This is a genomic window from Leucobacter sp. Psy1 (genome assembly GCF_020096995.1).
In the GTDB taxonomy this organism is placed as follows: Bacteria; Actinomycetota; Actinomycetes; order Actinomycetales; family Microbacteriaceae; genus Leucobacter.
Genome location: NZ_CP083692.1, coordinates 2,712,036 through 2,736,478 on the forward strand (window position 1 = coordinate 2,712,036; position 24,443 = coordinate 2,736,478).

A 24,443-nucleotide genomic window follows, 5' to 3' on the forward strand; every position below is an offset into this window, starting at 1 on the left:
GGTCTAGTGGTCGAACGCGGCGCGGATCTCCTCGTGGGGGATCGCGAAACTCGCGTGACCGTTGCGGCCCTCGATGTCGCGCGCCGCGACGAGAGCGTTCAGCACCGCCTCCTCCGTGGCCTCGACGACCGCGCTATAGAGAGCATCAATGGCACCCCACGCGAGCACCTCGAGCTGCTCGGTCGTCGCCGCCGGCGTGCCCATGCGCGACCTCAGCGCCCCAGCGTTCGCGGTGGAGAACGCGAGGAAGATGTCCCCCGAAAAGTGACTCCCGGTCGTGCCGGTACGGGCAAGACCCAGCGGTACCCGGCGGGCGAGGGCGCGGCACTGGTCGGGGAGGAGCGGGGCGTCGGTCGCGACGACCACAATGACGCTGCCCGCGCCGGGCGTTGCGCCTGCCGCCTCGCCGGTCTCGTGCGCGAACCAGTCGGTCGTCTCGATCGGGCACGCCGCTGCGGAGCCGCGCCCGAGCCGGTGTCCGTCGACGCGGAGCTCGGCCCGGGAGCCGAAGTTCGCCTGCAGCAGCACCCCCACCGTCCACGACCGGTCCCCCGCACCGACGATGCGTGACGCGGTTCCGGTGCCTCCCTTGAACCCGTAGCAGTTCATGCCGGTTCCGCCACCGACGTTGCCTTCCGCGACGGGACCGGAAGCCGCCGAGTCGAGGGCGCGCATCGCGTGCTCGGGAGTCACCGCTTCGGCATTGATCTCGTTGAGGTAACCGTCCCAAGTCTCTCCCACGACGGGCAGCATCCACTGCGCAGCCGCACCCGGATCGTGCGCGGCAAGCCACCGGTCGATCCCGCGGTGCACTGACCCTACGGCGTGCGAGTTAGTGATCGCGAGCGGCGTCTGGAACTGTCCGGCCTCGTCGATCCAGGAGCGCCCGGTAAGTTCACCGTTGCCGTTGAGCACAGCTACTCCCGCGGCGCAGGGGACCCCGAGCCCCGAGCGGCCCCGGGGCAGGATCGCGGTGACCCCCGTCCGCGCGACACTCGGCTCGTCGTGCACGATCGTCTCGAAGCCGACTTCGAGACCGGGCACGTCGGTGATCGCGTTCCACCTGCCGGTCACGCCGTCGAGCGGCACTCCCAGGTCGCGGGCACGGGGGGATGCTGGATCGGTCACGGCGCGTCCTTTCGGGGTTCTCCTGCGGGTGCGAGTGGTTCGGTACCAACCTCGAGCGAGCAGTCCAGGGCAATCTCGGCGAACGCGATAGCGTTCCGCAGGTACCGTCCGCGGGAGCGGTTGCTTGGGTCAAGAAGGTAGAGGTCGTACGCGTCCTCGAGCGCGACGAGATTCTCGGCGATTGCATGCACACTCATCCGGGGCCGGAAGGCGCCGACGGCGGTGCCGACCTCGACGACGGTGCGGTAGAGCGCGACCTGCCGCTCCATGAGCACGTTCACAGAGGCGCGGAACTGCGGCCGTTCGCGGAGCATCGACGAGGCTTCGTACACGATCCTGAGATCATTGCTGATGGTTTCAGGGATGCCCGCCTCGAGCATGCGACGCAAGCGCAGTACGGGATCTGACTCACCCTCGACCATCCGGGCTCGACGATCGCTGAACTCGTCGATCGCGCCCTGCACCGCGGCGTCCACGAGCTGGTCGATGCTCTCGAAGTGATAGAGCACGCTGCCGGCGCTCACGGAAGCGCGGTCCGCGACCGCGCGGACGCTTGTGCCGGCGATTCCGAGTTCGCTGATCGTCTCGCTCGCCGCGGCGACGAGCCGTTCTCTGCGCAGGCGACCCTTGGGCGTGGGAGTCATCTGGCCTCCACTTCGTCGACGGCGATCACGCGCACTGACTGTGTAAGCGCCGCGTAGCGGCGCGGAGCCCGCCGTTTCATCACGAGACCGACGCCGACCCCGAAGAGGAACACCACCGGCACACAGGCGATCATAATCCAGTTGACGCCGCCCTCGACCCCCGAGACGAGGTCGAAGTGGGTCACGATCACCGTAAACGCGGTGAGCAGGCCGATCGCTCCGAAGATCGGCGCCACAACGACTCGCCAGACGCCGTACCCGCGGCGATCACGCCAGAAGAACCCGATCACGGAGACGGCTGCGACGCCCTGAGAGAAGATGAGTCCCGCAACTCCGATCGCGTAGCTCCAGAGACCGATGCCCAAGAACGGATCCGCGCCAGATACGGCGCCGATCACCATCGCGAGGAGTGAGATCGCAGTGAGCACGATGCTCGCGATGTGCGGGGACGACATCTTCGGGTGCGTGCGCGCGAACACCTTCGGCAGCAGTCGCTCGCGGCCGAGCGAGAAGAGGTACCGCGCGCAGGCGTTGTGGAACGCGAGGACGCAGGCAAAGAAGCTCGTGACGATGAGAATCTCCAGGACGATGCCCGCCCACGCCCCCAGCGCGTTCTCGCCGGCGATGAACATCATCTCCTCGAAATTGTCCGAGTTGGCAAGTGCGATTACGCCTTCAGCACCGAAGGCGACGGTCAGCGCCCAGAAGGTGAAGGCGTAGAAGATCGCGAGAAAGGCGATCGCGATGTACGTCGCGCGGGGAACGGTTCGCGTCGGACGATCAGCCTCCTCTGCATAGATCACCGTGCCTTCGAAGCCGAGGAACGCGCCGAACCCGAACACGAATAGGGCGCTCGCCCCCGCCGCGAAGAAGACGTTCTGCGGGTTGAACGATGCCGCCGTGGCCTCGGGGATCGCCGCGCCGTTCTGAGCGACGATGGCGATCGAGATCACGAGCAGGATCGCGATCTCGGCGGTCAGCAGCACCGCGAGAACCTTGGCTCCGACATCGATCCTCCGGTAGCCGAGGAATCCGACGATGGCGACGGCCAGCGCGGCCCAGACTCCCCAGTGCAGCTCGAAGCCGAACAGGTGGGAGAAGGTGAGATTCGCGTAGAACCCGAGCAGCGCGTAGAAGCAGATGCAGAGAAACGCATACGCGACGATGGTGATGAACGCGACACCGATCCCGACTGGCTTGCCAAGCCCGGCTGCGGCGTACGCGTAGAACGCGCCAGTGTTCCTCACGAAGCGGGACATGGCGGTGAACCCGATCGCGAAGAGAATCAGCACTGCGCCACTCGCCAGCATGGCGCCGGGCGCACCCACTCCGCCGACGAGAAACGCGAGGGGCGCCGAGCTCACGGCCACCGTGAGCGGCGCTGCAGCGGAGACGACGAAGAAGACTATGTCGAAGGTGCCGAGCTTTCCTCGCGCGAGTGTCCCCTCGCGTGGACCCTCGGTTGTCTCGTTCGTATGCATACTGGCCTCCTGGCACGTCGTCGTGCATTACTCATCGAGCGTGCAGGGAATACTCGCTCCGCCGCTCAATATGAAGGATGAACCTGGGAGATTTATCTGAACACATGTTCAGGTTTTGAGTTGCCGCGCACCCCGCCTCGGGCTTGGGCAGCACGATCCCGAACTGTGCATCTGCGCGTCACCTGCGCGTCACCTGCGCCTGCTCTGATGGAGGCATGAAGCAGCTCATGAAAACGGTCAGGAAGATGCCGGACCTCGTCATGTTCGCGGTCCTCACCGCCCTGGAAGGCACGACGGAGCGTGTGCGCGTCTGTCCCGCCTGCGGGTTCGAACTCGTCGATCCATTCGCCGAGCCCTCGCCCTACGCCGATGACTTCGGCTACGGGCAAGACATGGACGATGCCGAGTTCGACGAGTCCGAGTGCCTCAACTGCGGTACCGGGTACTGATCCGCGGCTGACCCTCGGCCCACCGGGAACACTGACCGGGTGCTACCGTGTCACGCATGGTGGACGGGTCCGTAATCCTCGGCATCCTGGCGATCGGCTCCGGCCTGACGCTCATCGGGCTCCTGATCGTCGCGATCGCCCGCCCGATCGCCTCCCACCTCCCGCGTCCGCTCGTGACCGAGTACGTTCCCCCGCCGGGGAGCGTCATCGAGCACGGCCTGCTCCTCCGAGCGGACCGCCGTGTCGTCGCGGCCGCACTGGTCGACCTGGCCGTCCGGAAGCAGATCAGGATCCTCGCTCCGCGCGGCTCCCGGGGGCCGGTCGCGGTGTCACCGGCTCCGGGCGCCTCCCTCTCGAGCGAGGAGCGCATGCTCCTCGACGCGCTGCGACCCGCAGCGCTCCGCCCGCGACAGGAACGGCGCCTGCTCCGCGCGCTCGCCGCCGTCGACCTGCACGTCGAGAGCGTCTCCGCGGCGCCCGACATCGCGTTTCTCCGCGGTCGGGGCGCATTCCGGCGGACGCAGCGCCGGCAGCTGACCGCGTTCCTGACTGCCGAACGGGAACGGTTGGCCGCCGAAGGGCTCACGCGTTCGAGACCATCGAGCGCCCATCTGATCCTGCTCTCGCTCCTGTTCCTCGCCACGCTGCTGATCGGGGCGTTCCTCGCCCTCGGTGCCGTGCTCGAGGGCGAGTGGATGGGCGCCGTCGCGGTGCTGCTCGTGATCGCCGCGGTGTTCGGCGTCCTGATGCTCGCTCCCCCGCCGATCACCCGGTTCTCGGACCGGGGGCGTGACCTCCGTCGGCACCTGGCTGGCCTCCGCGAGTACATCCGTCTCGGCGAGCAGCGTCGTCTCGCGGCACTCGAGTCGGTCGCGGGCGCGCTTCGGACCGGGGCAGGGGCACCGACCGCCGGGGGCCTGGCCCTGGGTGTGGCCCAGGCCCCCGCGAGCGATGATCCGGTGGCGCAAGCGCAGCTCGACCGCTACGTCCTCCTCGAACGGCTGGTGCCGTACGCGATCCTGTTCCGCCAAGAGCGTTCCTGGCAGCGGGAGCTCGAGCATCTTGGCGACCTCGACGCCGCGGAGAACCTGCGCGTGCTGGGCGGCACGTTCGAGGGCGTCATGGCCGTCCTCGAAGTGCTCGTCATCATCGGGCAGATCTTCCGGGTCATCGGTGGTGTCGCCTCCCTCATCGGACGGATCGGGAACTAGCGACCGGCAGTCGTCCGCTCCGGCTGCGGCTTGGACTCCGACACCGGCTCGGCCTTCGCCTCGGGCTCGGGCTTCGGCTCCAGCTGCAGATCGGACTGTGCGACGGGCTCGTCGTCTCCGTGTCCGTCGCCCGAGACGAGCGACTCGTCGAAGGGGATCCGCCCGGCGAGCACGTTCTGCACGCGCTCGATGTCGATCTGCTTCGTCCATCGCCCGATGAGCAGGGTCGCGACTGCGTTGCCGGTGAAGTTCGTGAGGGCGCGGCCCTCAGACATGAAGCGGTCGATGCCGACGATCACGCCCACGCCGTTCACGAGGTCGGGCCGGTACGCCTGGAGACCGGCCGCGAGCGTGGCGAGCCCCGCACCGGTCACACCCGCCGCACCCTTCGACGCGATGATCATGAAGACGAGGAGCCCGATCTGCTCGGGGATGGACATCGGCTGCCCGAGCCCCGTCGCGATGAACAGTGAAGCCATCGTCAGGTAGATCGCGGTGCCGTCGAGGTTGAAGGAGTACCCCGTCGGCACCGTGATCCCGACCACGGGCTTCGAAACCCCGAGGTGCTCGAGCTTCGCGATGAGGCGCGGGAGCGCCGATTCCGAGGAGGAAGTGCCGACGATCAGCAGGTATTCGCGCCCCAAGTACTTCATGAGGCTGAAGATGTTCACGCGCGTCACGAAGTAGAGCAGGGAGCCGAGCACACCGACGATGAAGACGATGCACGTGATGTAGAACGCGACCATGAGAAGCCCGAGGCTCCAGATCGCCGCCGCACCGGTCTTGCCGACCACCGCAGCGATCGCACCGAACGCGCCGATCGGGGCCACCCAGAGGATCATGCTGAGCACGCGGAAGACGAGCGTCTGCAGGTGCTTGATGGCGGTCATGATGGGAGCGCCTTTGCTCTTCAGGCCCTGCAGCGCGAAGCCGACGAGCAGCGCCACGAAGAGCACCTGAAGTACCGACTCGCCCGTGAACGACGAGAAGAACGTGGTCGGGATCACTCCGAGCAGGAACTCGGTGGTCGTGCTCGCCTCACCCTCGGCCTGGTACTCGGCGCCCGACATGTTGAGGCCCTCACCCGGGTGGATGATGTTGCCGACGACCAGTCCGATCGCGAGGGCGAAGGTGGACATCGCCATGAAGTAGAGCAGGGCGAGGCCGCCGATCTTGCCGACCGTCGCGGCTTTCGCGATCGATCCGATGCCGATCACAATGGTGCAGAAGATGATCGGGGCGATCATCATCTTGATCAGCGCGACGAACGCCTTCCCGAGGGGCTCAAGCTGCGTCGCGAAGTCGGGTGCGACGAGTCCGAGCACGGCGCCCGCGACGACCGCGAAGATAACGCTCATGTACAGCCACGTGTGCTTGTCCCACCGCTTGCCTCTGCGCGGCAGTCCCGTCGCCGTCGTTCTGACCGGATTCGTACTCATCATCGCGCTCCTCTGCAACGCCCTTGTTACCTTCGCGGTGGTTACCGCCTGAACCACCTTGGCTCCGGCCGGGGCCACCCGCCCCCTTTTGGTCGTATTGATCGCGAACGATTGCGCGCGGACCCGACCGAATCTCCCACCGATGGGCCAAGATGGATGACGGATCACGAGGAGGTGCGATGTCACGGGTCAGCAGCCGGAGCACGGCGACGAAAGTGTTCGTCGCACTCGGACTCACGGGGCTCGTGCTCGCGGCCATCGTCGCCGTGTTCCTCGTGCTCGACTCCCAGCGCACCGTCCGCGCCGAAGCCGAGCATGTCACGCTCGCCGTCGCCGGCGCGATCAGCGCCGACCCGGGAGTAGTGACGGCGCTCGGCGGCAACGACCCCTCCGCCTCGCTGCAACCGGTCGCGCAGCGGATCATGGCCGATTCCGATGTGGATTTCGTCACGATCATGACGGTCGACGGCGTCCGCGTCACCCATGCCGACGCGGAGAACATCGGCAAACCCTACGTCGGCACCATCCCCGATCAGCCCCGCATGCTCACCGAGGAGTACACCGGCACGCTCGGCCCCTCGGTCCGCACGATCGCACCGGTGTTCGATGGCGCGCAGCACGAGGGCTGGGTCGCCGTCGGCGTCACGGTATCGAGCATTTCGGAGACGGTGGCCTCCCGGCTGCCGATCGTGATCGCGTGGTTCCTCGGACTGGTCGTGGCCGGGCTCATCGGCGCGCTCATCGCCCGCCGGGCGACCCGACGCGTGACCGGAGATCTCGAGCCGACTCGCGTGCAGGACGCGGTGCTGGCGTACGAATCCATCCGCACCCTCGGAGAGGCCCTGCGCGCGCAGACCCACGAGCACGGGAACCGCATGCACACGGCGATCGCGCTCATGGAGCTGGGCCGCACGGACGAGGCCATCGAGGTCCTCGCCGAGACCTCCAGACAGAGCCAGATGCTGGTGGATCACGCGGCGTCCGGAGACGGGGATCCCACGGTGGGCGCCCTCCTGCTCGGAAAGGCAGCGCAGGCCCAAGAGCGGGGCGTGGTGTGGATCTCGGACATCATCCCGAACACACCGCGATCCTCGCTCCGGGCGATGGACGCGATCACCCTGCTCGGGAACGTGATCGACAACGCGATCGATGCCGCCGCCGCCGGGCCGGAGCCACGGTGGGTCAACGTGCGCCTCGGACCAGGCACCCCGAACGGCGTGCGCTTCGTCGTACGCGACAGCGGCACGGGGATCCCCGAGGAGATCATCGATCGGGCCTTCGAGTTCGGGGTCTCCACGAAGCCGTCTGAGACCGGTGGCCGCGGGGTCGGGCTCGCGCTCGTGCGATCGATCGTCGATCAGGCCGGCGGAGAGATCCACATCTCCGACGCACCGACGACCGTGCTCATCACCCTGCCGGAGCGCACAACATGATTCGGGTGCTGGTGGTCGACGACGAAGCGCTCACGCTCGAGCTGCATCGCGGATACGTCGAGAAGGTCGCGGGGTTCACAGTCGCGGGCGAAGCGAGTTCAGCGCGCGGTGCCCTCACGATGGCGATGCAGGAGACCGATCGGTTCGACCTCGTCCTGCTCGACATGACGATGCCTGACGGGTCTGGCCTCGATGTGCTGCGGCACCTGCGGAGCCGCGGCGTGACGCTCGACGTCATCGCCATCACGGCGGTGCGCGACTCCGAGATCGTGCGGCAGGTGCTGGCGCTCGGAGCGGTCAACTACCTGGTGAAGCCCTTCACCTTCGCCATGTTCCGCGATCGCCTCGAGGCCTATGCGCGGTATCGGGAGCAGGCGGAACAGGCGAGCGGTGCCAGCACGCAAGCCGAGATCGACGCGATGCTCGGCATGATGCACCCTCCCGTGCAGACGGAGCTGCCCAAAGGTCTGTCGTCTGAGACGCTTGCGCTCGTCAGCGCCGACGTCCGTGAACACGGACCGGTGTCGGCGCGCGAATCGAGTGCCAGGCTCGGCGTCTCACGCGTCGTTGTGCGGCGCTACCTCGAGCAGCTCGTCACGGAGGGCAGGGTCCACCGGGCACCCCGTTACGGATCCCCAGGCCGACCGGTCTCCGAGTACCATTGGGCGGGAGCCGGGGAGAGTGAGGAGAGCTCGTGACCGCTGCATTCCTCGAGACCGCGCTGCCGCTCGTCGCCGCACCGATGGCCGGAGGCGCGACGACAGTGGATCTCGGTGCAGCAGCCACGGGCGCGGGCGCTTTGGCTTTCCTCGCCGGGGGCTATCTCAGCGCGGAGGCGCTGCACGCCCGCATCCGGGCCGCACGCGATTGGGGCGTGTTCGGCGTGAACCTCTTCGTGCCGGGCGCGGACGCCGTCGACGCCGAGGCGTTCAGGCGATACGCGGGCGAGCTCGCGGACGAGGCGCGGGCAGGGGGCGTGACGCTCGATCCTGTTCCCCGAACCGACGACGATGCGTGGTCCGACAAGGTGGCACTCCTCTGCGAGGAGCCCGTGCCGGTGGTGTCGTTCACCTTCGCGCTCCCCGACCGCTCCGATATCGAAAGGCTCAGACGCGCCGGCTCCGCGGTACTCGCGACCGTCACCACGGTCGCCGAGGCCCGATTCGCGGAGGATGCGGGCGTCGATGGACTCATCGTGCAGGGACCGTCGGCGGGAGGGCACTCGGCGACGTGGGATCCGGATCGCCGGATCGCCGACGGCGCGACGGCACCGATCGTCTCGGCCGTCCGTAGGAACACCTCCCTGCCACTCATCGCCGCAGGCGGGGTCGACGGGCCCGCTGCCGTCGCGGCGCTCCTGCACGCAGGGGCAGACGCTGTCGCGGTGGGCACGCTCCTCCTCCGCACTGACGAGAGCGGCGCCTCCCCGACGCACCGCGACGCCCTCGCCTCGCCGGAGTACACCGAAACGGCCGTGACGCGCGCGTTCACCGGCCGGCCCGCGAGAGCGCTGCGCAACGGGTTCATCGACCGCCACGCATCGCACGAGATCACGGCGTACCCTGCGGTCCACCATCTCACGCGGGAACTCCGCCAGCGCGCCGCCGCCTCAGGCGACGCCGAGCGGCTCCACCTCTGGGCGGGAACCGGCTATCGGGCCGCGGGCACCGGCTCTGCGTCGGATGTGCTCCGCTCGCTCGCTGCCTCGCTCTGAGGATCTGCGTCCCTGGTAGCGCCACCATGCTCGGCGGCGAGCGCCGGCACCGTCTCGGCGCGGCTCCGCTCGACGTGCGCGAGAGCCAGTGCGGCCGCACGCTCGACCTGACCGCGCACGATCGCGTCACAGAGATCTCGATGCTCTCGGTGCACGTCGCCGTCGTCCCGCTCGCTGGCGATGTGGAAGAGCCGCTTCACCCGTCCCTTCACAGGTCGGAGAAGGCTCTGCAGGAGGTGGCTGCCCGCGAGGTCGACAATGGCATCGTGGAACTCCGAGGTGGCATCGGCGATGGCCGCGCCCTCGGCGGACTCGACGGCGTGCTCGGCGATCCTGAGCGCGTCGCGCAGCTCGTCTCCTGACGCTCCTTCCGCGCACCGGCTCGCGGCCAGCCGCGCCGCAAGCACCTCGAGCGCCGCCCGCACATCGAACAGCTCGACGATGTCGGCGAGTTCCATGGGCGCCACGACGGCACCGCGACGGGGCAGCGTACGAATGTACCCCTCCGCCTCGAGCCTCGGGAACGCCTCGCGGATCGGGATCCGCGACACGCCCAGCGCGTCGGCCACCTCGCGTTCCCTGACACGGCTGCCCGTCGCGAGCCTGCCATCGATGATGCGGTCGCGCACCCACTCGTAGACGCGTTGACCCTGCGAGACGTCGGTGCGCGCATCGTCGGGCTCCATGGGCAGCTTCACGGGCTCACTCCTCGATTGCTCAGGCCACGATGCGGCTGATCAGACTCCACCAGTGTATGCCTGAACTCTCAAGGAGCGATTCTTATGTATGCCAGGCTGATATGACAGCTACGTCAGTTGGCGTATTCTTGGGATTTTTTCAGTACTAGACTCCGCATGGTCCACTTTTTGGCATACAATCCATGATGGTTCGGGCTCGCCCGATCTCGGGATGCACACCAGAGCAAAGGAGTCTGCGCATGACCGTTCCAGCACCCACCGCCGCAGCGGCCGAACGCCCCCGCACGCTGAAGCGCGCGCTCGGGCTCCCCGCACTGATCGCGTACGGCCTCACCTCGATGGGAGTCCTCTCCGTGGTCTCCGTGTACGGACCGGCCACGGAACTCAGCGACGGGCACCTCCCGGCCGCCTACGTCGCCGCGATCGTCATCATGCTCTTCACGGCGCACAGCTACGGGCGCATGGCTGCGCACGTGCCGATCACCGGGGGCGCCTACGCCTACGTCACGCGGGGCTTCGGATCAGCCGTCGGCTTCGTCACCGGATGGGTCATGCTACTGGACTACCTCTTCCTGCCGATGGTGAACTTCCTGCTTTTCGGCCTCTACTTCAACAGCCTTTTCACGGCGGTGCCCACCTGGGCCGGCACGCTCCTCTGCATCGCGATCGTCGCCGTCCTCAGCATTATCGGCGTCAATTGGATCAAGCGGATGAACTCGGTCGTGATCGTCGCGTCGGTGCTGGTCATCGTCGTGTTCCTCTCGCTCGCGGTGCTGAACGCTCCCGATCTCTCCCTCGCGTCGCTGACCGAGCCGCTCTCGATCGGCGACGGCGGCATCGCCCCGATCCTCTCCGCGGCTGCGATCGTCGCGTTCGCCTTCCTCGGATTCGACGGCGTCTCCACACTTGCCGAGGAGACCCAGGATCCGCGTCGCAAGGTGCCGAAGGGCATCGTCCTCGCCACCCTCTTCGCCGGGCTCGGGTACCTCGCGTTCTCGATCGCGGGCAGCCTCATCGCACCAGACTGGACGCAGCTCGAGAACCTCGATGCCGCGGGCACCGAACTCATGCAGCAGGCGGGAGGCGACGCGCTCATGGTGATCTTCGTGATCGTCAACACGCTCGGGATCGTGCTGTGCGGCACCGCCGCGCAGATGAGCGTGAGCCGCGTGCTCTTCGCCATGGGGCGCGACGGCATCCTGCCGCCCGTCCTCGCTCGCCTCCACCGGCGTTTCCGTACTCCGTACGTCGCCGCGCTTCTCGTGTCGGTCGTCGCGCTCGTCGCACTGTTCATCACCCTCGACCAGGCCGTTTACATGATCAATTTCGGCGCGCTCGCGGCGTTCGCGATGGTGAACCTCGCGACGATCAAGGTCCTCTTCTTCGACCTCGGGCTCCGCAGCGGCTGGGCCCTGCTCCGGCACCTCGTGATGCCGCTGATCGGGTTCGCCTCGATCGCGTGGTTGTGGACCTCGCTCGCCCCCTTCACCTACGTGCTGGGCGGCGCCTGGCTCGTCGTGGGCGTGATCGTCTATCTCGTCAGGCGCAAGCGCCATGGCGGTCCGCTCGCGCTCCAGCTCGACGGCGCATCCACCGAGGCGATGCCCACGCTGCCGTACCAGTCGTGACTCACCGCCGCACGCACCGCGCTCCCACCGACCGGAAAGGCCGATTATGACTGATTCCCCCTCCGCTTCACTCCTCCGAACCCCAGGACTCGTGGACGGGCACATCCACCCAGACAAGACCTCGTGGGGCGGGCCGTGGCTCTCGCGTCGCCCCGCAGCATCGCTGGCCGATCTCATCGAGAACGATCGGGCGACGCAGGCCGCCTATCGCTCGAGCGTCGAGGATCGGGCGCACGCCCTGTTCACCCGGGCGCTCGCGAACGGCACGTTCGGCATGCGCGCCCACGTCGACGTCTCCTCGGAGCTCGGCACCGCGAACGTCGAGGGCGTGCGCGCCGCAGCGGAGCGCTTCGGCGAAGACCTGACGGTGCAGATCGTGGCGTTCCCCCAGTTCGGACTGCTCACGAACCCCGGCACACTGGACGCCATGGCGGCCGCCCTGGCGAGCGGGGCTGACCTGGTCGGGGGCATCGATCCCGGAGGAATCGAGGGCGACCTCCACGGTCACCTCGACGCGATCTTCGGCCTCGCCGATCGTGCCGGACGCGACCTCGACATCCACCTGCACGACGGCGGTGAGGACGGCCTCGCCCAGATCCGGGAAATCGCTAAGCGCACCATCGCGAGCGGTCGACAGGGGCGGGTTACCATCGGGCACGCATTCGCGGTGTGCGACGCCTCTCTCCCCTCGCTCGGCGAGACGCTCGACCGAGTCGCCGAGGCCGGCATCTGGATCGCGACCTGCGCGCTCGGAGCAGACCCCGTTCCCGACCTGGACCGCCTGGAGCACCACGGCGTGCGCGTCGTCGCCGGATCCGACGGCGTACGCGACTCCTGGAGCCCGTTCGGCACCGGGAGCATGGTCGACCGCGCACACCTCCTCGCGTACCGGACCGGTGCGCTTACGGACGCCGATCTCGAGCGGGCCTTCCGCATCGCCTCGACCGCGGGAGCGGAGATGCTCGGCCTTACCGAGATCACGGACTGGACCGAGCGCAGCGACACCCGGCTCGAGTTCGACGCCCAGCACATCGCGCAACTCGTCACCGATCGCCCCGCTCCGATCCGTGTGCTGCGAGGCGGACGGGAGATCCGATGAGCGCGCTGCGCCGCCAAGGGGTCGCCGCCGGGATCCTTACCGTCGCCGTCGGCCTCAGCGTACGGTTCCCGATCACCAATGTGTCCTCGCTCCTCGGGGAGATCGGAGTGGGGTACGACCTCTCCCAGACGGGACTCGCCGTGCTCAGCACGATTCCCGTGCTCCTCTTCGCGCTCGCCGCTCCGCTCGCGCCGCTGATCGTGGCCCGCCTCGGACTGGCGCGCTCACTCGCGCTGTTGCTCGCGGTACTCGCCTGCGCGACCCTGCTCCGCCCGCTCGCGCCCGCCACCCTCTTCGTCGGCGCCGTGCTCGTCGGAGCCTCCATCGCGCTCCTCGGCATTCTCGCTCCCCAGATCATTCGCCGCGCGCTCGCTGCGCGTGGCGGCTTCTGGACCGGTGTCTACACCGCATCGTTCGGGCTCAGCGCCGCGACCGGCGCCGCCCTGTCGGTCCCGCTGTTCCACGTGCTCGACAACCGGATCGGTCCGGCGCTCTCGGCGTGGGGCGTGCCCCTGCTCATCGCGCTCGCCCTCTCCCTGGTGTTCGGGCGTCGGATCGACGCGGGCGGGTCAGGCGGCGCACCCGCGGAACCCTCCACCGGGGCGTCGATCCTCCACGCCCGCGGACTGTGGCCCGTCACCGGCTTCTTCGCCTGCCAGGCGCTCCTCTACTTCTCGATGACCGCGTGGCTGCCGACGATCGCGCTCGACCGCGGAGCGACGCCGTCGCAGGCCGGTCTGCTCCTCGCCTGGATGAGCATCGCGGGTCTCCCCGCCTCGCTGTTCGCACCGATGCTCGCCTCGCGACGCGGGTGGCGCACGCCGATCCTCGTGGCGACCGCACTCCTCGGGACCGCGAGCCTCCTCTGCCTCGCGATCGCCCCGCTCGAGCTCATGACGCTCGTCGTCGCGGTGCTCGGCATTGCACTGAGCTCGGCGTTCGGGCTCTCGGTCGTGCTCATCGTCTTCACGGCGCCGAGTGCCGCACGCACCGCGGCGTTCTCCGCAGTGAGCCAGGGCGTCGGGTACGGGTTCGCCGCGGCGGGGCCACTGGTTCCCGGCCTGCTCGTCGGCGCGGGGATCGGCTGGCCCGCCGTCATCGCGATGCTCGCGTGCATCGCGGCCGCTGAGATCGGGTTCGGGATCGCGAGTTCCCGCGCCTCGCTCGCGGTTGAGCGCGCCGAGTAGTCCTGACCCGGAACAACGCACCGGGCGATCCAGGCGCGCCGCCTCAGCCGAGCTGGACGTCACTCAGCCCGCGGTGTAGTCGGAGATCTGCGCCTCGAACGTCTTCCCGTCGAGTTCAAGGTACATCTGCCCCTCAGTGGCAGAGAGAGTGAGGGTGTTGCGCCGCCCGATCTCCGCTGCAACCGCATCGATGAAACTCCGATCGAACGCGCGCAGCACGACCGCGTCCGCCCGATGGATCGTCTTCCCCTGCCAGGCCGCCAGCAGCTTCTCGGGATCGCGGTGGGTGTAGACAGCCGCACGGTCCGCGAGCTTGCTGGCGTGGTGCAGGCGCTGCGCATCGGGTGCTCCGACCTCGATCCAGTCGGTGATCCGGCCGGTCAGATCGCGCACGAACACGGCGGGCTCATCCGTGGACGAGATGCCGCCTGCTCCGAAGGCGATGCCCTCTGCGTACTCGAGGCAGTAGGCGAGGATCCGGGTCACCATGAACGGTGCCGTCTCGGACGGGTGCCTGGCTACGCGCAACGACAGCTCCTCGTACACACCCCGGTCCACATCCGCCAGATGGATCTCGAACGTGTGGATCGTCGCGCCGGTCGCCATGAGTCACGAGCCTACCGGCCAGATGGCCGTCGCGTCGTCGTCACTCGGCCCATCAATCCTCCTCGGGACGCAGCACTGCGATGTCCTCCCGCGACACGTGGAAGACTCCACTCGCGATCTCGACCTCTCCACTGCCGCTCGGTACCCGAGCCACGATCTCCGCACCGTCGGGCGTGGCCAGATGGACGACGGTTTCATCTCCGATGTAGACCTCTCGAGTGCGGGTCGTCTCGCAGCTCATCGCAGCCGTACGGCCCCCCTCGCCCGGGATCACCCGGCTGCTCCGAAAGGCCAGCGCATCTCCGATGCGCACATCGTGCAACCCGGCGAAACGGAGACCCCCCGCGAAGGCTTCAGAGCCATCGGAGGATACGCGATCGATGTCGAGTATGTTCTCGTAGCCGACGAAGTCCGCAACGTACCGCGAGACTGGAGTGTCGAAGATCTCACGAGGGGTACCGACCTGCTCGATGCGGCCCCCCTTCATGATGATGACCCGGTCCGAGATCGCGAAAGCTTCCTCCTGATCATGCGTTACATAGATCGATGTGTGTCCGAACTCTTCATGGAGTCGTCTGACTTCGTCCCGCATGGCAATGCGCAGCTTCGCATCGAGGTTCGACAGCGGCTCGTCGTACAGCATGACCTCACCAGCGGATACCAGGCCGCGGGCGAGAGCGACCCGCTGCTGCTGCCCGCCCGAAAGCTCGTGCGGATAGCGTTCGGCGTATTCGGCCATGCCGACCGCTGAGAGCGCTCGCTGCGCCGTCGCCCGTCGCTCTTCGCGCGTCCCCTGCTTCCGCCGACGCAGGGGGAACTCGACGTTCGACCGGACCGACATGTGCGGCCATATCGCGTAGCTCTGAAAGACCATGCCCACCCTGCGGCGATGCGGAGGCACGAAACTCTCGTTCGCGCTATCCGACACCGGCACAGTACCGATGGTGATTCGACCCGAGGTCGGGGTCTCGAGACCCGCCACGCAGCGCAGGGTCGTCGTCTTGCCGCAGCCGCTCGGCCCGAGCAGTGTTACGAACTCGCCCGCCTCGATGAGCAGGTCGAGCGAGTGGAGCACCTGCGTGGATCTGAAGGACTTCTCGAGCCCCTCGATGCGAATCTCTCCCATTCCGAATTCCCTTCCGAACCGACACCGTGACGCTAGAGGGCGCCACCGTGCTCCTGAATCATCTGCTTTGCCGACTGCTTCACGAAGTCGACCTGCTGCCTGACGAGTGCCCGAGCGCCTGCAGCATCTCGGATCGTCAATGCTGCGGCGATCTGCGGGATCAGCGGGTGACCCGTGCGATCTCGCCAGACATCGGAGCGATAGGTCTCGCGCCACACCGTGGCGATGCTCAACTGCCTGAAATGCGCCACGAGCTGTCGCGAGTCCGCGAGGCTCACGATCGAACAGTGAAACTCCAGGTTCGCCTCGAGGAAGTCATCGAGCTCCTCCGAGGTCTGCGGCGACCGCGCGATGAGCGCCTCGGCTTGCGCGACGATGGGAGCGATCCGCTCATCCGACGCCGACTCGAGATACTCCGCGAGCACACCTGCCTCGATCGAGGCGCGCGCGTCATACAGGTTGTCCACCAGTTCCGCGGTAAGCGGGGTCGGAGTACAACCACCGTCCTCTCCGGCGGTCACGACGTTCTCGGCAACCAGCCTGACCAGGGCGTTGTACACTGCCGCAGGATCGCATGCGAACTCACGTGCTAGGAAAGCCGGATCGAGCGTTTCGCCGAGCGGTGTGCGTCGACGCAGCACCCAATCGCGTGTCTGCTCGTACACCGAGAGCTCGCTCGAGTGCTCGAGGGCGTCGAACCGACCTCGGTAGTAGGCCAGCGGCTCCCCCTCGCGCGAGCTCGCGTGCTGCACGCTCCCGAGGAAGACGGTGTGCGTTCCACCCGTGGCCATTTCGGAGACGAGGCACTCGATAGTCGCGAGCGCACCGTCGAGGAGCGGCAACCCTCTGGGGCTCAGCGAGTACTCCACCGAGGCGAACTTGTCGTCGCCCTTTCGTCCGAAATGGCTCGCGAGAGTGCCCTGGTCGATTGCGAGAATGTTGATCGCGAACCGTCCGGCATCGACGATGGCTGCGTGGGTGGCGCTCGATCGATTCAGACAGGCCAGCATCATCGGCGGCTCCATGGAGAGCGATGTCACCGCGGAGGCTGTCGTTCCGAAGAGGGTTCCGTCCGCGTTCGTCGTGATCACGGTCACCCCCGACGCGAAGTGACCCACGACATGACGGAAGAGGGACTGGTCGAAAGAATCGGCCGTGTCCGGCCGCTCGGGAAACTGCGTACTCATACTCTGCCTTCGGGTCGAAATTGATCTCAGTTGTTCACGGCGCGGCCAGGACCGAAGATCTGGCCCCTCGGGCTCGCCATGATCTTGCCGAGAAGTCCGAGGAGAATCTGCTGTTCAGGGGCCGATAGCGGTTCCAGCCATTCGGCGGTCAGCTGCAGATGCCGTTGATAGATCTCCGTGATCTGCCGGTACCCCTCCGGAGTCAGCGACATCACGATCGAGCGAAGATCGCTGGGCGAGGAGGCGGTCGTCACATAACCTTTGTCAACGAGCGCCTTTCGCGCTGCGGACACCGAGGCCCGACTCATCGATGTGGAGATCGCGACCCGATGCGGCTCTTGCGGACCGGCGACCCAGAGCGCGAAACAGACCCGAAAGCTCGCCCAGGTGAGGTTGTGCGGGCCAAGAACCACCTGCTCGGCGTCCACTGCCATCAGCTTGTTCACCCGCCTCATCAAGAGGCTCAGCGCGACGACGGAGTTCCCGCCGTAGTCGACCAGCTCCGCACGAGCACGCTCTTCTGCGGTCTCGACGAAGCGCAGGAAGCTGTTGTCGGCACCCCTCTGCTCGGATTCAGGCATCCACTTCTCCTCTGCTGCCAATGACCTTGATCTCGCAAAATGCATCGATTCCGTGCTCGCCGCCCTCGCGACCGATTCCGCTCTGCTTCGTACCCCCGAACGGAATCGAGGGGTCAGGGACCGGGGTGCGATTGATCCAGACCATTCCCACCTCGATCTGACGGGCGAGGGATCGCGCATGCTCCTGGGGGCCGTTCGACCAGATGGTCGAGCCCAAGCCATAAGGGCCCCGGTTGATCGCGTCGACCACCGCATCGATGTCGTCATACGGCACGATCGGCACGACGGGACCGAACTGCTCTTCATCAACGAGCTCCGCGCCGGCCGCGAGTCCACTCACCACCGTGGGCCGAATGAACCACCCCTCGTCGGAGGGATGAACACCCCCTGCGAGCACTCTGCCACCCTCTTGCGGCGCGTCGGCGATGAGCCTCTCGACCCTCCGGTACTGGTCACCGTTGGTCACCGCGGGATGCGTGGCATCGGGGTCAAACGGACTTCCAACACGACACCGTTCAGCCAGGGCGACGAACTCCGTTTCTACACGCTCGAGCAATGACCTCGGCGCGTACACGCGCTTCGTCGCGACACACGCCTGGCCACTGGACGAGAACGCGGAAGCGAAAATAAGAGGAATCGCGGAGTCGAGGTCGGCGTCAGGAAGGATCAGTGCAGCGTCGTTCCCGCCGAGTTCGAGCTGGACATCGGCGATTCGGGCGGCAGCCTGTTTCATGACCTCGGCGCCAGCAGCTCGCGACCCGGTGAGCGCGATCAATCCGACGCGCTCATGGGCGACAAGCGCAGCCCCGGTCCGCGCGTCCCCGACAACCACGGAGAACACGCCCTCCGGAAGCACGCGACGAGCGAGATCTTCGAAGAGCAGCGCGGTGAGCGGCGTGTACGGGGATGGCTTCGCGACGACCACGTTCCCCACGAGGAGTGCGGGGGCGAGTTTGTTGATGAGCATGAGCAGCGGCATGTTCGCCGGAGTGATCGCCGCAATCACCCCGATCGGCTCGCGAACCACTTCGACGGTGTCGGACGGCTCGGAGCGAATCGATTCGACGGGTATCGTTCGATTCGCGAAACTCCGGAGAGCTGCGACCGCTGCCCCGACCTCCATGCGCGCCGCCGGGAGCAGTTTCCCGTTCTCGAACGAGATGAGATGGATGAACGCTTCTGCCATCGACGAGAGCTCCTCTGCGAGTCTCGCCAAAGCCCAGCGCCGTCGGTCTTCCTGCGCACGCCAGTCAGGCTGCGCCACAGCCGCGGACGAGACGGTGCGCGCCACATCGGATTCGGAGTGCTCCCGAACATAGAACCCCCACTCACGATGCCAGGGGACTACAACTCGGAGTCCCGCGTCCCCCGGCGCGTCGAGGGTGAGTCCCCGTGTCGCGAGCACGTCAGTCAGCCGTGCGTACCACTCCTGGGCCAGCGTCGCGTCATGCATGCGTGCCTCCCGCAGCACCGAGATCGGGGTTGCGCCGCACAAACCGATCTGCGAGGGCGAGTACCGTCAGCAGCGTGTTCGCTGAGACGACGCAGGGCATGATGGAGGCGTCGACCACCCGAAGCCCCTCGACCCCGCGGACGCGACAATCCGAATCCACAACGGAATCCGGAGAATCTCCCATGCGAACCGTTGAGGAGAGGTGCATCGTGTCCTTTACCGATGTTCGGAATTCGGATTCATCCCGGGGCGCGATGATGCCACCCCTCCTCCGCGTCCGAAACGCATCGTGCTCGAGGAGCTCCAGCGTTCGAGTCATGCCGTCGCGAAGCCGTTCGAGGTCCCGATCGTCGGAGAGCATGCGCAATTCGAAATGCGGATCCGCTCGCGGATCGGAGGATGCCAGTGTCATGTGGCCAGTGGAGTAGGGCTGCTCCAGCGACACGGCGACACCCGCGGTCGGCTGGCCGAACCAGTAGTTGTGATTCGTCGCGAGCAGCATCATGTCGTTCGATCTTCCCCCGCCGAGCTCCGATGAATATCGCACGATCACGTTCGTCGGCCGATTCCCGACACTCAACTGCTCGCGTTCGGGAACTGATATCTCGGCGAAGACCACGGCGTGATCCTGCGCACCGACTCCGACGGCAGCGTCGACCACGGTGTCGATGCCGAGCCGCCCCAATTCGGCGCGAGGCCCGATCCCGGAGCGCCAGAGCATCGCAGGCGAGTGCGCTGCACCGGTGCTCACGACGACCTCGCCACGCGGGCTCAAGCGATACTCTTGCCCGTCGACATCGACGACGCCGACCGCGCGGTCGCGCGCGAAACGCACGCGATCGACGTGCACGCCCCCTCGAACCTCAAGATTGGCGCGTTTCCTCGCCGGCTCGATCCACGCGTGATTCGCGGAGACGCGCAGACCGTCGCGAATGTGCATCGCGAACGGTGAAACACCCGTGCTCTGCGGATCATTGTGATCTGGGGCCCATCCGTAGCCCGCCGCGAGAGCGGCCTCCCGGAGCGCCAGGTCTATGCCGCCCCACCCGGACTCGGGCTCGCGGTACACCGGAAACGGGCCACTCGTTCCATGCACAGGATCGCTGGGGAAGTCGTGCTCGTCTTCGATGGCGATGTAGCTCTCGAGCATCTCCGCTGCTCCCCACCCGGTCGCGCCCTGCTCTTCCCAGGCGGCGAAATCGCTGGGGACCCCCCGAATGGCATACAGACCGTTCACGGTCGAGCTCCCTCCCAGACCACGACCTCTCCGATACGCATGGACCTCCTGCCCTTCCGCACGCCGAGCAGTGACGCCCGAGAAGTAGAACTCCGGGCTGCGCAGGTACGGTGGCGACGCGAGCTGCATGCCCAGGCCCCGAGAACGGTCGCGAAACTCCTCTGGAGTATCTGCCGCGCGATAGTCGGGGCCCGCCTCGAGCAGGAGCACCAGGCGGTCGTCGCGCTCGCTCAGCCGATTGGCCATGAGCGCGCCGGCCGAGCCTCCTCCCACGATGATGACGTCCCACATAGTCGCGACTCCTCGAAGATCGTCACGGACAGCGACGGTGCTGCGCGTGTGGCGACACACTAACACTCGAACAACTTTTAATTCAACACTGAATTAGTTTTCGAGAGACTTCACGGCAGTATCGCGAAAGATTCCGCCGAAACACGGTGAAGACCGGTGTTGACATCATCTATCGCTTGACTAAATCAAGTATTGATGTTTACGCTCTTCCCGCAGCCTCTCAACGCCGACGAGGTGCAGTTTCACCGCACAACAGTGTGCTCACGAGAACGGAAACAACAATGAAGTTGACGAAGCGTTCCTTCGCGCTCAGCGCGACAGTCGTCATGATCGGGACGGTCGGTCTTGCCGGATGCTCTTCTTCAGCAGCGTCCTCTGCCGATGCCGATTTCAGTGGTCTCGGCCTGAACACCGACGTCGAGGCGGAACTCCAGGGCTACTACGATGCCGCGATCGAGTCCGATGCGACAGAGGTCATGATCTACGCCGGACACCATGATGAGTTCACGGCGATCTACGACGGATTCGAGGAGAGGTTCCCTGGCCTGACCATTACGACGGGCACATATGTCGGCGCGGAGCTGCAGTCCACTCTGGAGGCTGAACGCCAAACCGGCAAGCCGCTCGTCTCGATCCTTTCGAACCCGAACGGTGACCGCTACGCCGAACAGGGCTTCGCCGCGCCCTTCGAGGTTCCGACGTTCGAGATCAACGAAGCACTCGAGGACCGCATCGACTCCTCGCAGCTCACCGATGGGGAGCATCTCTACTACTCCCCCTGGGCGCTCATGTTCAACATCTCCTTCAACACCGACCTCGTCGAGGAGTCAGAACTCCCGGGGGCCTGGACCGAGCTCGGTGATCCGGAATGGGCTGATCGGATCACCTTCATGAACCCCTCGACCCCTGGCGGAACGATGACCGTGCTCACGCAGCTCCTCGCCGGTGGGGTACTCGACGAGACGAGCCTCGACGCCATCGGGAACAACGCTCGCATCGTCGCCAGCGATCAACTCGCGCTTCAGGGGCTGAGCTCGGCGGAGTTCCCTGTTCAACCGCTCGCGGCAACGACGTCCATCATCAATGCGGCGGAGAACGGCGCACCGGTCGAGTCCTACTTCCTCCCCGAGAACAACGTCATCGCGACGGAGAAGTGGATGCTCACCGAGGGAGCCCCGGCTCCAGATGCCGCCAAGCTCTTTCTGAGCTACCTGCACACGGTGGACGCCCAGGAGCAGGCCCTGCTCTCCGGCAACTTCCCGATCAACCAGGATTCGTCACTGGACTCCCCGCACGGGTGGGCCCCGCTCCAGGACATCGACTTCCTTGCCCTCTCCTCGCAGGCCGAGCTGCGAGCTGCCATGGACGAGTACGCGCCGCTCTTCCAGTCGGTCGCCTCCGAATAGCACTCGGCCCAACCCCACCGCGCGAGGGCTCTCCTGCTCCGCCAGATCTCCCCCAGAAGTAAGGATCACTCATGACACGTGCGAGCAGCATGAACTCAGATCGCACCGACCTGCAGGAACTCTTCGATCGTATCGATCGACTCGAGTCCGTCCAGGCCATCACTCGCCTCCACAACGATTACGTCCGTGATCTCGCCGCGCGCAACTGGAGCGGGGTGGCTGCAGCGTACACGGAGGATGCGGAATGCGACATACGCAACCACGGCATCCACCGAGGCAGAGACGCCATCAACGCCATGTTCGACGAGGAGCTTCTCCCGATCGTGCGCAGCAACGATGGATACATCCTGTCCTCTCCGAACATCACCGTCGCCGGCGATACCGCTCGCGGCACCTGGACCTGGCATCGATTCCAAGCGGACTTCAGAACCCCGCTCGGCGTCATGCGAGTGTGGGGGCCCTGGTCAGAAGGACGTTACGAGACCGAGTATCAGAGAGTCGGCGGCGAGTGGAAAATCTCGAAACTCTGGTTCCGCGTCCACGCACCGGACAGCGACGAGCAGATCGCCGCCTCCGCCGCGCATCATGAGGTCCTGGGTGGGGGATACGGCCGGTCATGAGCGCTCCAACAGGGAAGGCGCGCAATCGTCTGCGTCGAGGCCTGTCGAACCCTCAGCTCAGCGCGCTGATCATCTCGCTGCTGTGCTTCGGCGCTCCAGCACTCATGGTCATCCAGGGAGCGTTCCGCACCTCCCCATTCGGTGAAGCGGAGTGGACTCCGGAGTTCTTCGCGGCCGTGTTCACCACCGGACGGACTTGGGAGGTGGCCGGCACCACTGCAGGGATGGGCGTGACCACCGTGCTCCTGTCCACGCTCCTCGCAACAGCCTTCGCGGCCATTTACACCCGCACCCGAGTGCCCTTCCGAAACATGATTCCCATCATCATGGGGATCGTCGTTGCAACCCCCGGCCTGTTCTTCGCGATCTCCTGGGGCCTCCTCGGGAATCCCCGGATCGGCCTCATCAACGAGGGACTCTCCATCCTGTTCGGCGACGCGGGTCGCATCATCAACATGGAGTCGTGGTGGGGGGTCGTGTTCGCATCGGCCCTCCGTCTCGTCGCGCTCCAGTTCTTCCTGCTTCTCGGGCCGTTCCTCGCAATGGACAGCTCCCTGGACGAGGCCGCCCGCATGAGTGGGGCCAGCCCGGGTCGTTCTTTCTTCACGATCCAACTGCCCGTCCTGTTCCCGGCGATCTCAGGAGTGATGATCCTGTCGTTCATCCTGTTCCTCGAAGCGTTCGACGTCGCACAGGTTCTCGGCGTCCCCGCCGGCATCTACGTCATTCCGACCGAGATCTACGCCTATCTCTCACACTCGACCGGACCGCGCTTCGCCGAGGCGAGCAGCATCTCGATCCTCCTCATGGTGAGTCTGCTCATTCTCGTCCTCGTGCAGATGCGACTGCTCAAGCGACGCTCATTCACCACCGTGGGCGGCAAAGAGGCCCGGAACCTCCCGCACAAGGTCGGCGGCTGGAAGTGGGTGTTCACCGGACTGATCCTGCTCTACGGTCTCCTCTCGACACTCCTCCCGACGATCCAGCTCGTGACCGTCTCGCTCTCGCCATTCCTGGGTGCCACCGCCGGCTTCTCGCTCGACAACTACACCGGCATCCTTGAAGACCCGCGCATGATCGCCGCGTACCGGAACACGGCACTCGTCGCCGCAGGAGGCGGCCTCCTCGCGGTGACGGCAGCGATGCTCCTCACCTGGGCGGCGCGCTTCCGGGCCGGAGTCATCGCCCGCATCATCGAGTTCGGCCAGTGGATCGGCCTCGCCATGCCTGGGCTGGTCCTCGCACTCGGCGTGCTGTGGCTCTTCCTCGCCGCTCCCGCGCTGCACCAGTTCTACCGAACGCCTGTCATCCTGATGGTGGCGCTGTTCATCATCACGATCCCGATCGCCAGCCGCGCCACCAGCGGGGCGATGGCTCAGATCCCCCGCTCTCTCGAAGAGGCGGCCTGGGTGAGCGGCGCCTCCAAAGCGATGACGCTGGTCCTCATCATCGGTCGCTTGATTCTGCCGAGCTTCGTCAGTGGATGGCTGCTGAGCTTCGTCATCATCTGTGGAACGCTGTCTGCGCCCCTCCTCCTCGCGAGCCCTCAGTCACCCTTCCTCTCCGTGGAAGTGTACAAACTCTACGCGGCCGGACAAGCGCCCGTGGCCGCAGCAGCGTTCGTACTCCTGATCATCGGATTCGCCGTCCTCTACGGCATCGCCACCCTCATTCGCGTCGTGCTTGCACGCATCACCCGAAATCGCACACGTGCATCCCTCGGTCGCCTCGCGGATCCCCCGGCCACCGACACCGTGTCCATCGCCGTCGGCGCCGCTCGCCGTCACAGCCGTCGTTCCTCGTCACTCGTGTAAGGAGACATCAT

At 66.5% G+C, this 24,443-nt stretch carries 22 protein-coding genes; 11 read left to right on the forward strand and 11 right to left on the reverse strand.

The window, feature by feature from the left end:
* Window positions 1–3: 3 nt before the first annotated feature.
* From K8P10_RS12785 to K8P10_RS12795, 3 genes are read right to left on the reverse strand one after another with little or no spacing between them, the layout of a single operon-like run.
* Window positions 4–1,128: a P1 family peptidase gene (locus K8P10_RS12785; protein WP_224779287.1), complete on the reverse strand. Its 1,125-nt coding sequence runs from the start codon at window positions 1,126–1,128 to the stop codon at window positions 4–6.
* Window positions 1,125–1,772: a TetR/AcrR family transcriptional regulator gene (locus K8P10_RS12790; protein ID WP_224779288.1), complete on the reverse strand. Its 648-nt coding sequence runs from the start codon at window positions 1,770–1,772 to the stop codon at window positions 1,125–1,127. The genes K8P10_RS12785 and K8P10_RS12790 overlap by 4 nt, the downstream gene beginning before the upstream one ends.
* On the reverse strand, window positions 1,769–3,253 hold the full coding sequence (locus tag K8P10_RS12795; protein ID WP_224779289.1) for an APC family permease: 1,485 nt from the start codon (window positions 3,251–3,253) through the stop codon (window positions 1,769–1,771). The genes K8P10_RS12790 and K8P10_RS12795 overlap by 4 nt, the downstream gene beginning before the upstream one ends.
* Before the next feature lie 215 nt (window positions 3,254–3,468).
* On the opposite strand from K8P10_RS12795, the gene K8P10_RS12800 reads away from it, so the two are divergent.
* Window positions 3,469–3,702 carry a hypothetical protein gene (locus K8P10_RS12800; protein WP_224779290.1) on the forward strand — a complete coding sequence of 78 codons (234 nt, stop codon included), beginning with the start codon at window positions 3,469–3,471 and terminating at the stop codon, window positions 3,700–3,702.
* Between the two features lie 56 nt (window positions 3,703–3,758).
* Window positions 3,759–4,913 carry a DUF2207 domain-containing protein gene (locus tag K8P10_RS12805; RefSeq protein ID WP_224779291.1) on the forward strand — a complete coding sequence of 385 codons (1,155 nt, stop codon included), beginning with the start codon at window positions 3,759–3,761 and terminating at the stop codon, window positions 4,911–4,913.
* Here the strand turns inward: K8P10_RS12805 and K8P10_RS12810 are convergent.
* Entirely contained in the window at window positions 4,910–6,352 is a 1,443-nt protein-coding gene (locus K8P10_RS12810) for a cation:dicarboxylate symporter family transporter (protein ID WP_305069232.1), read from the reverse strand. The two genes, K8P10_RS12805 and K8P10_RS12810, sit on opposite strands and share 4 nt — an antisense overlap.
* A 179-nt stretch (window positions 6,353–6,531) precedes the next feature.
* Between K8P10_RS12810 and K8P10_RS12815 the strand changes: the two genes are divergently transcribed.
* Genes K8P10_RS12815 through K8P10_RS12825 form a run of 3 tightly spaced genes read left to right on the forward strand, consistent with a single transcriptional unit; the run spans window position 6,532 to window position 9,499 of the window.
* Window positions 6,532–7,785, forward strand: coding sequence for an ATP-binding protein (locus K8P10_RS12815; RefSeq protein ID WP_224779292.1), 1,254 nt, complete (start codon window positions 6,532–6,534; stop codon window positions 7,783–7,785).
* Window positions 7,782–8,483, forward strand: a complete 702-nt coding sequence (locus K8P10_RS12820; RefSeq protein ID WP_224779293.1) for a response regulator — start codon at window positions 7,782–7,784, stop codon at window positions 8,481–8,483. Before K8P10_RS12815 ends, K8P10_RS12820 begins: the two co-directional genes overlap by 4 nt.
* On the forward strand, window positions 8,480–9,499 hold the full coding sequence (locus tag K8P10_RS12825; RefSeq protein WP_224779294.1) for a nitronate monooxygenase: 1,020 nt from the start codon (window positions 8,480–8,482) through the stop codon (window positions 9,497–9,499). Before K8P10_RS12820 ends, K8P10_RS12825 begins: the two co-directional genes overlap by 4 nt.
* On the opposite strand, the gene K8P10_RS12830 is transcribed toward K8P10_RS12825, so the two are convergent.
* The gene (locus tag K8P10_RS12830) at window positions 9,436–10,197 is read right to left on the reverse strand and encodes a GntR family transcriptional regulator (RefSeq protein ID WP_224779295.1); all 762 of its coding nucleotides are present in this window, start codon (window positions 10,195–10,197) and stop codon (window positions 9,436–9,438) included. The genes K8P10_RS12825 and K8P10_RS12830 overlap by 64 nt on opposite strands.
* Window positions 10,198–10,436: 239 nt before the next feature.
* Between K8P10_RS12830 and K8P10_RS12835 the strand changes: the two genes are divergently transcribed.
* The 3 genes from K8P10_RS12835 to K8P10_RS12845 are packed head-to-tail and all read left to right on the forward strand — an operon-like array spanning window position 10,437 to window position 14,111.
* Window positions 10,437–11,825 carry an APC family permease gene (locus K8P10_RS12835; protein WP_224779296.1) on the forward strand — a complete coding sequence of 463 codons (1,389 nt, stop codon included), beginning with the start codon at window positions 10,437–10,439 and terminating at the stop codon, window positions 11,823–11,825.
* A gap of 46 nt (window positions 11,826–11,871) precedes the next feature.
* Window positions 11,872–12,924 (forward strand): amidohydrolase family protein, encoded by a 1,053-nt coding sequence (locus K8P10_RS12840; protein WP_224779297.1) that lies wholly within the window; start codon window positions 11,872–11,874, stop codon window positions 12,922–12,924.
* Window positions 12,921–14,111, forward strand: coding sequence for an MFS transporter (locus K8P10_RS12845; protein WP_224779298.1), 1,191 nt, complete (start codon window positions 12,921–12,923; stop codon window positions 14,109–14,111). Before K8P10_RS12840 ends, K8P10_RS12845 begins: the two co-directional genes overlap by 4 nt.
* Before the next feature lie 63 nt (window positions 14,112–14,174).
* On the opposite strand, the gene K8P10_RS12850 is transcribed toward K8P10_RS12845, so the two are convergent.
* The 6 genes from K8P10_RS12850 to K8P10_RS12875 are packed head-to-tail and all read right to left on the reverse strand — an operon-like array spanning window position 14,175 to window position 20,592.
* The gene (locus K8P10_RS12850; RefSeq protein ID WP_224779299.1) at window positions 14,175–14,717 is read right to left on the reverse strand and encodes a YaeQ family protein; all 543 of its coding nucleotides are present in this window, start codon (window positions 14,715–14,717) and stop codon (window positions 14,175–14,177) included.
* A 52-nt stretch (window positions 14,718–14,769) separates the two neighbouring features.
* On the reverse strand, window positions 14,770–15,843 hold the full coding sequence (locus K8P10_RS12855) for an ABC transporter ATP-binding protein (RefSeq protein WP_224779300.1): 1,074 nt from the start codon (window positions 15,841–15,843) through the stop codon (window positions 14,770–14,772).
* Between the two features lie 32 nt (window positions 15,844–15,875).
* A complete protein-coding gene (locus K8P10_RS12860; protein WP_224779301.1) occupies window positions 15,876–17,030 on the reverse strand; it encodes a flavin reductase in 1,155 nt (384 codons plus the stop codon).
* Between the two features lie 26 nt (window positions 17,031–17,056).
* Window positions 17,057–17,611, reverse strand: coding sequence for a MarR family winged helix-turn-helix transcriptional regulator (locus K8P10_RS12865; protein WP_224779302.1), 555 nt, complete (start codon window positions 17,609–17,611; stop codon window positions 17,057–17,059).
* Complete coding sequence (locus K8P10_RS12870) at window positions 17,604–19,064, reverse strand: aldehyde dehydrogenase family protein (protein WP_224779303.1); 1,461 nt, start codon at window positions 19,062–19,064, stop codon at window positions 17,604–17,606. The genes K8P10_RS12865 and K8P10_RS12870 overlap by 8 nt, the downstream gene beginning before the upstream one ends.
* Window positions 19,057–20,592, reverse strand: coding sequence for a GMC family oxidoreductase (locus K8P10_RS12875; protein WP_224779304.1), 1,536 nt, complete (start codon window positions 20,590–20,592; stop codon window positions 19,057–19,059). Before K8P10_RS12875 ends, K8P10_RS12870 begins: the two co-directional genes overlap by 8 nt.
* Before the next feature lie 287 nt (window positions 20,593–20,879).
* Between K8P10_RS12875 and K8P10_RS12880 the strand changes: the two genes are divergently transcribed.
* The 3 genes from K8P10_RS12880 to K8P10_RS12890 all read left to right on the forward strand — a co-directional run bounded on the left by K8P10_RS12880 (window position 20,880) and on the right by K8P10_RS12890 (window position 24,432).
* Entirely contained in the window at window positions 20,880–21,998 is a 1,119-nt protein-coding gene (locus tag K8P10_RS12880) for an ABC transporter substrate-binding protein (protein WP_224779305.1), read from the forward strand.
* A 71-nt stretch (window positions 21,999–22,069) separates the two neighbouring features.
* Complete coding sequence (locus tag K8P10_RS12885) at window positions 22,070–22,618, forward strand: nuclear transport factor 2 family protein (protein ID WP_224779306.1); 549 nt, start codon at window positions 22,070–22,072, stop codon at window positions 22,616–22,618.
* Window positions 22,615–24,432, forward strand: a complete 1,818-nt coding sequence (locus K8P10_RS12890) for an iron ABC transporter permease (RefSeq protein WP_224779307.1) — start codon at window positions 22,615–22,617, stop codon at window positions 24,430–24,432. Before K8P10_RS12885 ends, K8P10_RS12890 begins: the two co-directional genes overlap by 4 nt.
* Window positions 24,433–24,443 lie beyond the last annotated feature (11 nt).

Excerpts from the sequence above, each read along its gene's own strand:
- K8P10_RS12810 (WP_305069232.1), bottom strand. The coding sequence starts at position 6,352 with ATGAGTACGAATCCGGTCAGAACGACGGCGACGGGACTGCCGCGCAGA.
- K8P10_RS12890 (WP_224779307.1), top strand. The coding sequence starts at position 22,615 with ATGAGCGCTCCAACAGGGAAGGCGCGCAATCGTCTGCGTCGAGGCCTG.
- K8P10_RS12875 (WP_224779304.1), bottom strand. The coding sequence starts at position 20,592 with ATGTGGGACGTCATCATCGTGGGAGGAGGCTCGGCCGGCGCGCTCATG.
- K8P10_RS12820 (WP_224779293.1), top strand. The coding sequence starts at position 7,782 with ATGATTCGGGTGCTGGTGGTCGACGACGAAGCGCTCACGCTCGAGCTG.
- K8P10_RS12805 (WP_224779291.1), top strand. The coding sequence starts at position 3,759 with ATGGTGGACGGGTCCGTAATCCTCGGCATCCTGGCGATCGGCTCCGGC.
- K8P10_RS12795 (WP_224779289.1), bottom strand. The coding sequence starts at position 3,253 with ATGCATACGAACGAGACAACCGAGGGTCCACGCGAGGGGACACTCGCG.
- K8P10_RS12835 (WP_224779296.1), top strand. The coding sequence starts at position 10,437 with ATGACCGTTCCAGCACCCACCGCCGCAGCGGCCGAACGCCCCCGCACG.
- K8P10_RS12855 (WP_224779300.1), bottom strand. The coding sequence starts at position 15,843 with ATGGGAGAGATTCGCATCGAGGGGCTCGAGAAGTCCTTCAGATCCACG.
- K8P10_RS12885 (WP_224779306.1), top strand. The coding sequence starts at position 22,070 with ATGACACGTGCGAGCAGCATGAACTCAGATCGCACCGACCTGCAGGAA.
- K8P10_RS12815 (WP_224779292.1), top strand. The coding sequence starts at position 6,532 with ATGTCACGGGTCAGCAGCCGGAGCACGGCGACGAAAGTGTTCGTCGCA.
- K8P10_RS12860 (WP_224779301.1), bottom strand. The coding sequence starts at position 17,030 with ATGAGTACGCAGTTTCCCGAGCGGCCGGACACGGCCGATTCTTTCGAC.
- K8P10_RS12840 (WP_224779297.1), top strand. The coding sequence starts at position 11,872 with ATGACTGATTCCCCCTCCGCTTCACTCCTCCGAACCCCAGGACTCGTG.
- K8P10_RS12845 (WP_224779298.1), top strand. The coding sequence starts at position 12,921 with ATGAGCGCGCTGCGCCGCCAAGGGGTCGCCGCCGGGATCCTTACCGTC.
- K8P10_RS12800 (WP_224779290.1), top strand. The coding sequence starts at position 3,469 with ATGAAGCAGCTCATGAAAACGGTCAGGAAGATGCCGGACCTCGTCATG.
- K8P10_RS12870 (WP_224779303.1), bottom strand. The coding sequence starts at position 19,064 with ATGCATGACGCGACGCTGGCCCAGGAGTGGTACGCACGGCTGACTGAC.
- K8P10_RS12865 (WP_224779302.1), bottom strand. The coding sequence starts at position 17,611 with ATGCCTGAATCCGAGCAGAGGGGTGCCGACAACAGCTTCCTGCGCTTC.
- K8P10_RS12850 (WP_224779299.1), bottom strand. The coding sequence starts at position 14,717 with ATGGCGACCGGCGCGACGATCCACACGTTCGAGATCCATCTGGCGGAT.
- K8P10_RS12790 (WP_224779288.1), bottom strand. The coding sequence starts at position 1,772 with ATGACTCCCACGCCCAAGGGTCGCCTGCGCAGAGAACGGCTCGTCGCC.